This is a genomic window from Mycobacterium sp. SMC-14 (genome assembly GCF_046250075.1).
Lineage (GTDB): Bacteria > Actinomycetota > Actinomycetes > Mycobacteriales > Mycobacteriaceae > Mycobacterium.
In genome coordinates, this window is sequence record NZ_CP176429.1 from 3,373,482 (window position 1) to 3,385,515 (window position 12,034).

At 66.8% G+C, this 12,034-nt stretch carries 13 protein-coding genes; 6 read left to right on the plus strand and 7 right to left on the minus strand.

Features of this window, described 5'->3' with window-relative positions; genetic code table 11:
* Positions 1-2: 2 nt before the first annotated feature.
* From ACKY0W_RS15965 to ACKY0W_RS15985, 5 genes are all read right to left on the minus strand, one after another.
* Complete coding sequence (locus ACKY0W_RS15965; RefSeq protein WP_409434857.1) at positions 3-1,136, minus strand: aminotransferase class V-fold PLP-dependent enzyme; 1,134 nt, start codon at positions 1,134-1,136, stop codon at positions 3-5.
* 86 nt (positions 1,137-1,222) lie between these two features.
* On the minus strand, positions 1,223-1,789 hold the full coding sequence (locus ACKY0W_RS15970) for a maleylpyruvate isomerase family mycothiol-dependent enzyme (RefSeq protein WP_409434858.1): 567 nt from the start codon (positions 1,787-1,789) through the stop codon (positions 1,223-1,225).
* A gap of 10 nt (positions 1,790-1,799) precedes the next feature.
* Positions 1,800-2,969, minus strand: coding sequence for an acyl-CoA dehydrogenase (locus ACKY0W_RS15975; protein WP_409434859.1), 1,170 nt, complete (start codon positions 2,967-2,969; stop codon positions 1,800-1,802).
* A gap of 14 nt (positions 2,970-2,983) precedes the next feature.
* Positions 2,984-3,499 carry a 5-(carboxyamino)imidazole ribonucleotide mutase gene (gene purE, locus ACKY0W_RS15980; RefSeq protein ID WP_406758099.1) on the minus strand — a complete coding sequence of 172 codons (516 nt, stop codon included), beginning with the start codon at positions 3,497-3,499 and terminating at the stop codon, positions 2,984-2,986.
* The gene (locus ACKY0W_RS15985; protein WP_409437815.1) at positions 3,492-4,694 is read right to left on the minus strand and encodes a 5-(carboxyamino)imidazole ribonucleotide synthase; all 1,203 of its coding nucleotides are present in this window, start codon (positions 4,692-4,694) and stop codon (positions 3,492-3,494) included. The genes purE and ACKY0W_RS15985 overlap by 8 nt, the downstream gene beginning before the upstream one ends.
* Positions 4,695-4,822: 128 nt before the next feature.
* On the opposite strand from ACKY0W_RS15985, the gene ACKY0W_RS15990 reads away from it, so the two are divergent.
* Positions 4,823-5,470, plus strand: coding sequence for a GtrA family protein (locus tag ACKY0W_RS15990; protein ID WP_409434860.1), 648 nt, complete (start codon positions 4,823-4,825; stop codon positions 5,468-5,470).
* On the opposite strand, the gene ACKY0W_RS15995 is transcribed toward ACKY0W_RS15990, so the two are convergent.
* Together ACKY0W_RS15995 and ACKY0W_RS16000 are read right to left on the minus strand one after the other, a co-directional pair.
* Complete coding sequence (locus ACKY0W_RS15995) at positions 5,434-5,991, minus strand: PH domain-containing protein (protein ID WP_409434861.1); 558 nt, start codon at positions 5,989-5,991, stop codon at positions 5,434-5,436. The two genes, ACKY0W_RS15990 and ACKY0W_RS15995, sit on opposite strands and share 37 nt — an antisense overlap.
* 8 nt (positions 5,992-5,999) lie before the next feature.
* Complete coding sequence (locus ACKY0W_RS16000; protein WP_409434862.1) at positions 6,000-6,821, minus strand: biotin--[acetyl-CoA-carboxylase] ligase; 822 nt, start codon at positions 6,819-6,821, stop codon at positions 6,000-6,002.
* 88 nt (positions 6,822-6,909) lie between these two features.
* Here ACKY0W_RS16000 and ACKY0W_RS16005 point away from each other — a divergent pair, with 88 nt between their 5' ends.
* From ACKY0W_RS16005 to ACKY0W_RS16025, 5 genes are all read left to right on the plus strand, one after another.
* Positions 6,910-7,866 (plus strand): alpha/beta hydrolase, encoded by a 957-nt coding sequence (locus ACKY0W_RS16005; protein ID WP_409437816.1) that lies wholly within the window; start codon positions 6,910-6,912, stop codon positions 7,864-7,866.
* Positions 7,867-7,963: 97 nt separating this feature from the next.
* Complete coding sequence (locus ACKY0W_RS16010) at positions 7,964-9,331, plus strand: HNH endonuclease signature motif containing protein (RefSeq protein ID WP_409434863.1); 1,368 nt, start codon at positions 7,964-7,966, stop codon at positions 9,329-9,331.
* A 48-nt stretch (positions 9,332-9,379) separates the two neighbouring features.
* Positions 9,380-11,032, plus strand: coding sequence for an acyl-CoA carboxylase subunit beta (locus tag ACKY0W_RS16015; RefSeq protein WP_406758095.1), 1,653 nt, complete (start codon positions 9,380-9,382; stop codon positions 11,030-11,032).
* A 49-nt stretch (positions 11,033-11,081) separates the two neighbouring features.
* Positions 11,082-11,342 (plus strand): acyl-CoA carboxylase subunit epsilon, encoded by a 261-nt coding sequence (locus ACKY0W_RS16020; protein WP_406758094.1) that lies wholly within the window; start codon positions 11,082-11,084, stop codon positions 11,340-11,342.
* 18 nt (positions 11,343-11,360) lie between these two features.
* Positions 11,361-12,002, plus strand: coding sequence for a Maf family protein (locus ACKY0W_RS16025; RefSeq protein ID WP_409434864.1), 642 nt, complete (start codon positions 11,361-11,363; stop codon positions 12,000-12,002).
* The last annotated feature ends 32 nt before the right edge of the window (positions 12,003-12,034 follow it).

Genomic DNA, 12,034 nt, shown 5'->3' on the forward strand with positions numbered 1-12,034 from the left:
GATCAGGCCGAGGCGATCCGGTCGATCGCGGAGCCCAGTCGCGCCACCGTGCCCTCGATATCGGCCAACTTGTCCAGACCGAACAGCCCCAGCCGGAAGGTGCTGAACGTCGCCGGCTCATCGCACTGCAGCGGCACTCCGGCCGCGGTCTGCAGGCCCTGGGCCAGAAACTTTCTGCCGGTGCGGATGTCGGGGTCGGTGGTGTAGCTGACCACCACGCCGGGCGCTTCGAATCCCGGTGCGGCCACGCTGGGGAAGCCCCGTTCGGCCAGCAGCGCACGCACCTTGCGCCCCAGGGTGAACTGCTGATCGCGCACGGCATCAAACCCGCGTTCGCGGGTCTCGGCCATGGCGTCGCGAAGGCCGCTGATCACGCCGGTCGGCATGGTCGCGTGGTAGGCGTGGCCACCGTTCTCGTAGGCCAGCATGATCTCGCGCCATTTCTTCAGGTCCAGCGCGAAGCTGGTGCTCTGGGTGCGCTCCATGACCTCCAGCGCCCGGCCCGACAGGCCGACCATGGCACAGCCCGGCTCGGCACTCCAGTCCTTCTGTGGCGCGGTCACCAAGACGTCCACCCCGAGGGCCGCCATGTCAGCCCAGACCACGCCGGCGGCGATGCAGTCCAGGACGAACAGGCCGCCCACCGCGGCCGTCGCCGCGCCGATGCGCGCCAGGTAGTCGTCCGGCAGCAGGATTCCACTGGCGGTTTCCACGTGCGGAACGCAGACCACCGCCGGCCGGATCCGCGCGATCGCCTCCTCGACTTCGTCAATGGGCGCGGGAGCGAAGGGCGCCTGGTCGCCGTCACCGGTCGGACGGGCCTTGAGCACGGTGACGCTGTCGGTGATGCGGCCGGCCGCAAGGATCTGGCTCCAGCGGTAGCTGAAGAACCCGTTCCGGACGACGAGCACCTGCGCGTCGTTGGCGAACTGCCGCGCGACCGCCTCCATGCCGCACGTCCCGTTGCCGGGCACGATGACTGCCGCGTCGGCGTGGTAGACCTCGCGCAGCATGGCCGAGACGTCGTTCATGACGTCCTGGAAGCGTGCGGACATGTGGTTGAGTGCCCGGTCGGTGTAGACGACGGAGTACTCCAGCAAACCGTCGGGGTCGACCTCGGGAAGAAGTCCTGGCATGAAGCCTCTCCTAGGTGGGACGGACAGCGCCGACTGCCAATCTTAGGGCGGTCGGATTCCTTCGTTCACCGATGCGCGCGAACGCCTCAGCCGATCTCGACATCGGATATGTTGCGGCCGCCGAGCCACAGGCCCAGCGCTTCTGCGGTGCCGCGCACAACGGTGCCACGGCCACGGGGCCGGCCGATCCCGTTGGTGGGCTCGACCCGATACCGCAGCAGCGTCGGCTGCAGCTTCTGCACGGTCAGGCTCACTCCCTCGGCCAGGATCGCGGCCTCGTCAACCGGCGGGATCTCCCGGCTACGGCCCAGCCCGCGCAGCACATCCTGGTGATGCATCGCCAGGTCGCCCAGCAGGAGCCCGGCCACCGCGCGATCGGGTACCTGCGCCCAGCGCCGGGCATCGGCGATCAACTCGGCCCGGTCGCGACCACGTCCCTCCACGACGACCTCGGCGTTGATCTTGTGCAACCGCCACGGAGCACGCAGGTATCGGCCGATCTCGGAGGTACCGAGCAGATGGGCCAGCACGTCACGCGGCGACCATTGCGCGCACAGGGTGGCGCCGCGGTCGAATTCGTCGTCGGTGAGCCCGTCGACTGTGTCGACGAAGGCATGCCGCGCCGCGCGGACGATGTCGATCCGGTTTGTCATCGCCGCGGTGTCAGCGCAGTAGGTGTCGGCTCATGACGACGCGCTGGATCTGGTTGGTGCCCTCATAGATCTGGGTGATCTTGGCGTCGCGCATCATCCGCTCCACCGGGAAATCCGTGGTGTAACCCGCCCCACCGAACAACTGCACCGCATCGGTGGTGACCTCCATCGCCACATCCGAGGCAAAACACTTCGACGCCGCCGAGATGAAACCCAACCCCGTCTCACCACGCTCGGCCCGCGCCGCCGCCGAATACACCATCAACCGAGCAGCCTCGAGCTTCATCGCCATATCGGCCAACATGAACTGCACACCCTGAAACGTGCTGATGTTCTTCCCGAACTGCTTACGGTCCTTGGTGTATTCGATCGCCGCGTCCAAAGCACCCTGCGCGATACCGACCGCCTGCGCACCGATCGTCGGACGCGTGTGATCCAACGTCCGCAACGCCGTCTTAAAACCCGTCCCCGGCTCACCGATGATCCGATCACCCGGAATACGGCAGTTCTCGAAATACAGCTCGGTCGTGGGCGAACCCTTGATCCCCAGCTTGTGCTCCTTAGGCCCGATGGTGAAGCCCTCGTCGTCGATGTGGACCATGAACGCCGAGATCCCATTGGCATCCAAGTCAGGGTCCGTCACCGCCATCACCGTGTACCAACTGGACTTGCCACCATTGGTGATCCAGCACTTAGACCCGTTGAGGATCCAGTCATCCCCATCAGCCTTGGCCCGCGTCCGCATCGCCGCGGCATCACTGCCCGCCTCACGCTCACTCAAGGCGTACGAGGCCATCACCTCACCAGAAGCCAAACCCGGCAACACCTGCGCCTTGAGCTCATCAGAACCCGACAAGATCAAACCCATCGTGCCCAGCTTGTTCACCGCCGGAATCAACGACGACGACGCACACACCCGCGCGACCTCTTCGATCACAATGCACGCCGCCACCGAATCCGCACCCTGCCCGCCGTACTCCTCCGGGACGTGCACAGCGTTGAAACCCGACGCATTCAACGCAGCCAAAGCCTCTTCGGGAAACCGGGCCTGCTCGTCGACATCCTTGGCGTACGGAGCGATCTCCTTCTCCGCCAACGCCCGAATCGCCGCCCGCAACTCATCATGCTCCTCGGGCAACTTGAACAGATCAAACGAGGGATTCCCGGCCCACCCAGCCATCACAGCCTCCTAAGCTACTCGCCGGTAACTTTACCTTGAAGCATCGCGTCCTTCGCAAGCACGCTCGCGGCCAGCTGGTCTTGAAATGCCGCCATGCGGGCCCGCAGCGCGGCGTCGGCTGAGCCCAGAATACGCACTGCAAGCAAACCCGCGTTGCGTGCGCCGCCGATAGAAACAGTGGCCACAGGCACTCCGGCCGGCATCTGCACGATCGACAGCAAAGAGTCCATGCCGTCCAGGCGGGCCAGCGGGACGGGCACCCCGATCACCGGCAGCGGTGTGGCCGAAGCCACCATCCCGGGCAGGTGCGCGGCTCCGCCCGCCCCGGCGATGATCACCTCGATGCCGCGGCCGGCGGCGTCGCGGGCGTAGTCGAACATCCGTTGCGGGGTGCGGTGCGCCGAGACCACCCCGACCTCGAACGGGATCTCGAACTCCGCCAACGCGAGCGCTGCCTCTTCCATCACCGACCAGTCGCTGTCGCTACCCATGATCACGCCGACCCGGGGTCCGGGCTTGTGCTCAGTCATGCGGATCCCATCCATCGCTCCATTCCCCGTGCGACAACCAGTGTGCCGCGCTTTCGGCCCGCTCGCGCAGGTTCGCCGAGTCCTTTGTGTCCGCACCCAAGAGGTTGATGTGGCCGATCTTGCGGCCCGGCCGTTCGTCCTTGCCGTAGAGGTGGACTCGGGCGTCGGGATAGCGGGCGAACAGGTGGTGCAACCGCTCGTCCATCGTCATCGCCGGCGTTTGCGGGGCACCGAGGACATTGGCCATCACGGTCACGGCCGCCACCGGTGTGGTTGCGCCGAGCGGATAGTCCAGCACCGCGCGCAGATGCTGTTCGAACTGGCTGGTGGCGGCACCGTCCATGGTCCAGTGCCCGGAGTTGTGCGGTCGCATCGCCAGCTCGTTGACCAACACCTGGCCATCGACGGTTTCGAACAGTTCGACGGCCAGTACCCCGACCACGCCCAGCTCATCGGCCAACCGCAGCGCCAATTGTTGTGCAGCAGCAGCGGATTCGTCCGGAAGGTCGGGAGCGGGAGCGATCACCGTCACGCAGATTCCGTCTTCTTGAACGGTCTCGACCACTGGCCACGCCGCGCCCTGACCGAAAGGTGACCGTGCTACCAGCGCCGAGAGTTCCCGGCGCATCGCGACCCGCTCTTCGGCCAGTACCGGTACTCCAGCGGCCAGATAGTCGGCAACGACCGCCCTGGCCTGGTCCACGTCGTCGACGATGGACACCCCGCGCCCGTCGTAACCGCCTCGGGCCGCCTTCACCACCATCGGGCCGCCGGTCAGGGCGGCGAAGTCGTCGAGATCTTCAGACGTCTCGATCGCGGCGAACCGCGGCACCGGCGCTCCCAGCTCCGACAGCTTGCGGCGCATCACGAGCTTGTCCTGGGCGTGCAGCAGCGCCGCCGGCGGCGGCGCGACGTTGACACCCTCGGCGATCAGTTGGTCCAGCAGCTCGCCCGGGACGTGCTCATGGTCGAAGGTGAGTACGGTGGCTCCGGCGGCGGCCCGGCGCAGGTCATCGAGGTTGGTGTGGGATCCGATCACCAAGTCCGGGGTGACCTGGGCGGCCGGCTCGTCGGCCGCGGCGGCCAGCACCCGCAGCCGCTGTCCGAGCGCGATCGCGGCCTGATGGGTCATCCGCGCCAGCTGGCCGCCGCCCACCATGGCGACAAGCGGGCTGCGTCCGCTCGCAGGCGGCATCGTGATTGGGGGGTTCGGCACGGCCAATATCGTGTCACGCCGGTGCGCGGCGATCGCAAGTGCTGCGCAGCGAGGTCGTTACGCAGTCGTTAGGCGCGGAGGGGGCCGAGTCCGTACACTGGCAACTTGTGTCTTTTACCGACGCCACGATCGCCCGCCTGCCGCGGGTGATCCGTCCGCTGGCCGAACGCCATCATGAGCTGATCAAGTTCGCCATCGTCGGCGCGACCACCTTCCTCATCGACTCGGCGCTGTTCTACACCCTCAAGCTGACCATCCTGTCGCCCAAGCCCGTCACGGCCAAGGTCATCTCGGGAATCGTCGCTGTGATCGCCTCCTACATCCTCAACCGGGAGTGGAGCTTCAAGGATCGGGGCGGCCGGGAGCGTCACCACGAAGCGCTGCTGTTCTTCGGGGTCAGCGGCGTCGGCGTGGTGTTGTCCATGGCGCCGTTGTGGTTCTCCAGCTACGTGCTTGGGCTGCGGGCGCCCATGGTGTCGTTGACCGTCGAGAACCTGTCGGACTTCGTCTCGGCCTACATCATCGGCAACCTGCTGCAGATGGCGTTCCGGTTCTGGGCGTTCCGCCGCTGGGTCTTTCCGGATGAGTTCGCTCGCAGTACCGACGCCGCGCTGGACGCGACGATCGAGACCGGCGCGCTCGCCGAGGCGATCGAGGATTCACTGGAGGGCGGCCCTGATACCGGCGTCGTGACGCTTTTCCGGCGTCCGGCCCGTCATCAACCGCCGGCGGACGGTCTGTCGAAGACGTCCTGACCGGAGCCGCCGAAGAGTTTCCGATCGGAGCCGTCGAAGACCTCGTGATAGAGCAGCGTGTGGACCTGCTCCACGCGCGGGATGTCGTAGAATTCCAACGGTTCCTGTGACGCCGACTCGATGATCAGCGTCCCGGTTCGCAAGATCCGGTCAATGAACCCATGGACGAACTCCACACTGTTGATCCGCGCCAGAGCTATATCGATGCCCCTGCGGGTCAGCAATCCGTGCCGGAACATCACGCGCCGGTCGGTGACGACGAAATGCGTCGTCAGCCAACTCAGGAACGGCCACAGCGTGAGCCAGCCGACCACTACCAGCCAGATCGCCCAGATCACCCCGAAGACGACGTTCTTGGCGACCGGATCCCAGGCCCGCGGGCTGACGAACCCGGCGGCGAACGCGGCGAGGGCGGTGGCCAGAAACAGGACCAGCACCGGCAGGATCAGACGTTTGACGTGGGGGTGGCGATGCAACACCACCTGCTCGTCCTCGGCCAGCACGTTCTCCGGATAGCCCATGGCCGGCCCTAACCGCTGCCTTTGTTCGGCCGCAGCCGGGTGACGTCGCCTGCCGACACCGTGACGGTGCCGTTCCCGGTGTTGATCACCAGGCGGCCGGTGTCATCGATGGCCTCGGCCAGTCCCTCCACTCGTTGGTCGCCGGGGATGTCGGCGCGCACCTGGGCTCCCAGCGTGCAGCTGTGCCGCCGATAGTCCGACACCAGGGCGTCGTCCGCCCCACCGGCCGCGCGCCAGGCCGCGATCCGAGCCGCGAGGTGGCGAAGAACCTTGTCGGCGAGGGTGTTTCGATCAAGTACCGAAGCCCCGAGCATGGCCAGCGAGACCGCTACGGGATCCGGAGCCTCCTCGGCGGTCATCGTCACGTTGAGCCCGAGCCCCACCACGATCAGCTGCTTCGGGGCGGCTACCTCGGCGAGGATGCCGGCCAGCTTGCCGTCGCCGGCGATAACGTCGTTGGGCCACTTCAGGCCGACCTGCAGGCCCGAAACTTCGGCAATCGCATCGGCGACTGCGACCCCGGTGGCCAGCGTCAGCCAACCCCAACCCGATGTCGGCACCGTCGCGGCGGCGACTCCCACCGACAGCGCGAGCTGGCTGCGCGTCGGGGCGCTCCAGTGTCGACCGTGACGCCCACGGCCGGCCGTCTGATGTTCAGCCAGCAGCACGGCGCCGTCGATGTCCTCCCCCGCTGCGGCGCGGGCCAACAGATCGGCATTGGTGGAACCGGTGTCGTCGACGACATCCACGGTGCGCCACGGCCCACCCGGTCCGGCCAGCCCGTCCCGAAGAGCGGTCACATCCAGCGGCGGCCGTGGCACAGGACTCATTGCGCCAGCTTACTCAACCGGCACTGCAGCCACGCCGGTTGAAACGCCCGACGCGCGGGTAATCGGACTGGTGGAGGAGGTGATCAACATGGTCACCAGGGGATTGACGAGGCGAATTCACCGCCGCCACAGCGCACAATCAGTTGCGGTGGGGCTGGCCAGCAGGCTCGTGGTGAAGAACCTGGTGCGCGCGTGGGCGGTCCGGCCGGACTTGGCGTGGCCGCTCGCATCGGTCGACCGGCTGGCCGGCATGGTGCCGCACCGGCACACCGCACATGTCGAACGCTTCCGACTGGGTTCCAGTGTCGCAGAACGGGTTCAGGACGCAGAAGCCTCGGCGCAGCGGGCCATTCTCTATCTGCACGGCGGGGCGTTCCTGACCTGCGGGCTCAACACTCATCGCTCACTGGTGACTCGATTGTCCCGCGCTGCCGACGCCAGCGTCCTCAACATCGACTATCGGATGTTGCCTGAATACCGGATGGCCGACGCGATCGAGGACGGGCTGAGCGGATTGCGCTGGCTGCTCCGTCAGGGCTACGCCCCCGAGCAGATCGTGATCGCGGGCGACTCTGCCGGCGGATACCTGGCTTTCATGACCGCTCTGGCGTCGGCGCAATCGGATCTGATGAAACCTGCTGGGATTGCTACGGTTTCACCGTTCACCGATGCGGACCCCACCGCAAAACTTCAGCACTGCAATGCCCGGCGGTGTGCGATGTTCCCGTGCGAGGCACTCATGGCGTTCACCCGATACCTGCTACGCGCCCGAGCCGCATCGCCGAAGGACGCCGACCTGTCGTTGCTGCCCCCTGTCGCGATCCACGCAAGCACTGACGAGCTGCTGCTGCCCGACGCCGAGTCCATGGCGCAACGCCTGGATGCCGCCGGGGTCCGCTGCGATCTGCATCTATGGGAGGGCCAGGTGCACGACTTCCCCTTGGCGGCCGACGTGCTGCCCGAGGGGCGGCGGGCGATCCGCTACATCGGTGAGTTCGTCAAGGAAGTCACCGAGCCCACCAAGCCCGGTACCGCAGCCGCCTGACTTCGCCCGGGTTATCACTGCATTCACTTGTGTCACAGTGGTTTTGGCGATGGATGCGTTTCTGCGACCTGTCAGACCCCGGAGTTACTATTAGCACATGCGTTCGAGTAGCCGGGAACAGGTCGTCGAGGTGTTCGACGCCCTGTCGGCTGATCTGGATCGGGCGCAGGATCTGGACTTCGACGCCCTGACTCCGCGGGAATGCCTGGCACTGCTGCGGCGCTGCGAGCGGCTGCGGCGGCGCCTGCCCGCAGTGGAGCATCCGCTGGTCAACCAACTCGCCGCCACCGACCCTGCCGAGATCGGCGGCAAACCCCGCTGGGTGCTGGCCGACGAGTTGCACCTGACCCGGGCTGAGGCGGGACGGCGTATCGCTGAGGCTGCCGAACTTGGTGCCCGCCGCAGCCTGACCGGCGAACCGTTGGAACCCGTCCTGCCGAGCGTGGCCGCCGCCCAACGTTCGGGCAAGATCGGGGCCGCCCATATCGCGGTGATCCGTTCCTTTTTCACCTATCTACCCGCCGATGTCGACGCGGGCACTGTGACCCAGGCCGAAGCGCAGCTGTCCGGCCTGGCCACCGGGTGTCGCCCCGACGAGCTGGCCAAACTGGCCCAACGCCTCGCCGACTACCTACACCCCGACGGCAACTACACCGAAGACCAGCGCGCCAAACGCCGCGGCATCGTGCTCGGCCCCCAAGACCGCGACGGCATGACCCCCATCAAGGGCCATCTCGACCCCCAAGCCCGCGCCACCCTCGACGCCGTCTTAGCCCGCTGGGCCGCCCCCGGCATGTGCAACCCCAACGATCCCACCCCCTGCACCGCCGGCACCCCCTCGCAAGCCGCCATCGAGGCCGATGGGCGCAGTGCGCCGCAACGCAACCACGACGCCCTGACCGCCCTGGGCCGCGCCCTACTGGCGTCGGGAGACCTCGGCCAGCACAACGGCCTACCGGCCACCATCATCGTCTCGACCACCCTGGCCAACCTGGAGAACGGCACCGGCAAAGCCCACACCGGCGGCGGCACCTGGCTACCGATGCGCGACGTGATCGTCATGGCCAGCCACGCCCACCATTACCTGCGGATCTACCAGGGCGCCAAAGAGTTGACTCTGTTTCACACCAAACGGCTGGCCTCACCCGGACAACGCATCGTGCTCTACGCCAAAGAACGCGGCTGCTCCCACCCGGGCTGCCCTATATCCGGCTACCTGTGCGAAGTCCACCACGACCACGACTACGCCAAGACAGGTCGTACAGAGATCACCGACCTGACCCTGCGTTGCGGCCCCCACCACCAACTCATCACCACCGGCGGCTGGAAAACCCGCAAACGCCACGACGGCACCACCCAAACCCTGCCCCCACCCCACCTAGACACAGGTCAACCCCGCAGCAACCACTACCACCACCCCGAGCGGCTGCGGCGGGAAAACGAAGACGACGGCGACATTCCCTAACCGGTCCGGTCGGGCGGTCCGATCGCCCACACTTTAAGATCGTTTCTTATGACCAGTGTTACTGAGCACTCCGGCGAGGCCCACGTAGAGGCGCAAGCCGAGCACGTCGTCGACATCCACACCACTGCGGGCAAGCTCGCCGACCTCAAGCGTCGGACCGAGGAGACCCTGCACCCGGTCGGTGAGGCCGCGGTCGAGAAGGTGCATGCCAAGGGCAAGCTGACCGCTCGTGAGCGGGTCTACGCACTGCTCGACGAGGGTTCGTTCGTGGAGCTCGACGCGCTGGCCAAGCACCGCAGCACAAACTTCGGCCTGGCCGACAAGCGGCCGCTCGGCGACGGTGTGGTGACCGGCTACGGCACCATCGACGGCCGCGAGGTCTGCATCTTCAGCCAGGACGCCACGGTGTTCGGCGGCAGCCTCGGCGAGGTCTACGGCGAGAAGATCGTCAAGGTCCAGGAGCTGGCCATGAAGACCGGCCGGCCTCTCATCGGGATCAACGACGGCGCCGGCGCCCGCATCCAGGAGGGCGTGGTCTCGCTGGGCCTCTACAGCAAGATCTTCCACAACAACATCCGGGCCTCGGGCGTGATCCCGCAGATCTCGCTGATCATGGGCGCGGCTGCCGGTGGTCACGTGTACTCCCCCGCCCTGACCGACTTCATCGTGATGGTCGACCAGACCAGCCAGATGTTCATCACCGGCCCGGACGTGATCAAGACCGTCACCGGTGAGGACGTCACGCAGGAAGAGCTGGGCGGCGCCCACACCCATATGGGCAAGTCGGGTACCGCGCACTACGTCGCCTCCGGCGAGCAGGACGCGTTCGAATATGTCCGGGACCTGCTCAGCTACCTACCCCCGAACAACTACGCCGACCCGCCGCACTTCCCGGTGCCGGCGCCCGAGGGTGCCATCGAGGACAACCTCACCGCCGAGGACATCGAGCTCGACACGCTGATCCCGGACTCGCCGAACCAGCCGTATGACATGCACGAGGTCATCACCCGGATCCTCGACGACGACGAGTTCCTGGAGGTCCAGTCCGGTTACGCGCAGAACATCATCGTCGGCTTCGGCCGTATCGAGGGGCGCACGGTCGGCATTGTGGCCAATCAGCCCACCCAGTTCGCCGGCTGCCTGGACATCAACGCCTCGGAGAAGGCCGCCCGGTTCATCCGGACCTGCGACTGCTTCAACATCCCGATCGTGCTGCTGGTCGACGTGCCCGGCTTCCTGCCCGGTACCGAGCAGGAGTACAACGGCATCATCCGGCGCGGCGCCAAGCTGCTCTACGCCTACGGTGAGGCCACCGTCGCCAAGATCACCGTCATCACCCGCAAGGCCTACGGCGGCGCGTACTGCGTGATGGGGTCCAAGGAGATGGGCGCCGACGTCAACGTGGCCTGGCCGACGGCTCAGATCGCGGTGATGGGCGCCTCGGGCGCGGTCGGGTTCGTCTACCGCCAGCAGCTCACCGAGGCCTCGAAGAACGGCGACGACGTCGACGCGCTGCGTCTCCAACTGCAGCAGGAGTACGAGGACACGCTGGTAAACCCCTACGTCGCCGCCGAGCGGGGCTACGTCGACGCGGTGATCCCGCCGTCGCACACCCGCGGCTACATCGCGGCGTCGCTGCGGCTGCTGGAACGCAAGATCGTCCAGCCGCTGCCCAAGAAGCACGGAAATATTCCCCTGTGAGTGACGCGAGCAGTACAGCTCCGGTGAGCCACGAGAGCGGAGTGAGCTTGTGAGCGAAGAGAACGAAGCGACCACGGCCGTCGAAGAGACTGCTGCGACGGCCGAACCGCACATCAAGGTGCTGCGGGGCAACCCCACCGACGCGGAGATCGCGGCGTTGGTCGCGGTGCTCGGCACGGCAGGCGGCGCGGGCGCCGAAGCCGGTGCGCGGGACCGCAATCTGTGGGGCCATCCGGTCGACAAGCTGCGGATTCCGGTGTTCAGCTGGCAGCTGATCACGCTGCGGGAACGCACCCACATGCGCCGATGACCCGACGGTGACGAACCTTTGACGAGGCTGGTCCTCGGCTCGGCATCCGCAGGCCGGCTGGCCGTCCTGCGCGGCGCAGGGATCGACCCGCTGGTGGTGGTATCCGGTGTCGACGAGGACGCCGTGATGGCCGGCCTGCCCGCCACTGCTTCCCCGGATGACGTGACCGGCGCCCTGGCTGCCGCAAAGGCTGAGCAGGTCGCGTCCACTCTGCATCCTCCGGTGAGTTCCGATTGCGTTGTGATCGGCTGTGATTCGATGCTCTACATCGACGGCAAGCTGTGCGGCAAGCCGCCGACCGTCGATGAAGCCCGCAACCGCTGGCGTGGCATGGCCGGCAATTCCGGCCAGCTCCACACCGGCCACAGCCTGATCCGGTTGCGCAACAACGAGATCACTCATCAGATCACCGAAACCGCTGTCACCACAGTGCGTTTCGGTCGCCCCCATGATGACGACCTGGAGGCCTACCTGGCCAGCGGCGAGCCACTGCGGGTCGCCGGCGGATTCACTCTGGATGGCCTGGGCGGCTGGTTCGTCGACGGCGTCGACGGCGATCCCTCCAGCGTCATCGGCATCAGCCTGCCGATGCTGCGTCGGCTGCTGCGCCCGGCCGGGCTCTCGGTCGCTGCCCTGTGGGCGGCCAACCCCCTCGCCTGACCAGATCACGCCCGCCTGACGTCGCAGAGATT

What these genes read in the sequence shown, in the direction of transcription:
- ACKY0W_RS15965 (WP_409434857.1), bottom strand. Translation starts at nt 1,136, where the DNA reads ATGCCAGGACTTCTTCCCGAGGTCGACCCCGACGGTTTGCTGGAGTAC.
- ACKY0W_RS15970 (WP_409434858.1), bottom strand. Translation starts at nt 1,789, where the DNA reads ATGACAAACCGGATCGACATCGTCCGCGCGGCGCGGCATGCCTTCGTC.
- ACKY0W_RS15975 (WP_409434859.1), bottom strand. Translation starts at nt 2,969, where the DNA reads ATGGCTGGGTGGGCCGGGAATCCCTCGTTTGATCTGTTCAAGTTGCCC.
- purE (WP_406758099.1), bottom strand. Translation starts at nt 3,499, where the DNA reads ATGACTGAGCACAAGCCCGGACCCCGGGTCGGCGTGATCATGGGTAGC.
- ACKY0W_RS15985 (WP_409437815.1), bottom strand. Translation starts at nt 4,694, where the DNA reads ATGCCGCCTGCGAGCGGACGCAGCCCGCTTGTCGCCATGGTGGGCGGC.
- ACKY0W_RS15995 (WP_409434861.1), bottom strand. Translation starts at nt 5,991, where the DNA reads ATGGGCTATCCGGAGAACGTGCTGGCCGAGGACGAGCAGGTGGTGTTG.
- ACKY0W_RS16000 (WP_409434862.1), bottom strand. Translation starts at nt 6,821, where the DNA reads ATGAGTCCTGTGCCACGGCCGCCGCTGGATGTGACCGCTCTTCGGGAC.
- ACKY0W_RS16005 (WP_409437816.1), top strand. Translation starts at nt 6,910, where the DNA reads ATGGTCACCAGGGGATTGACGAGGCGAATTCACCGCCGCCACAGCGCA.
- ACKY0W_RS16010 (WP_409434863.1), top strand. Translation starts at nt 7,964, where the DNA reads ATGCGTTCGAGTAGCCGGGAACAGGTCGTCGAGGTGTTCGACGCCCTG.
- ACKY0W_RS16015 (WP_406758095.1), top strand. Translation starts at nt 9,380, where the DNA reads ATGACCAGTGTTACTGAGCACTCCGGCGAGGCCCACGTAGAGGCGCAA.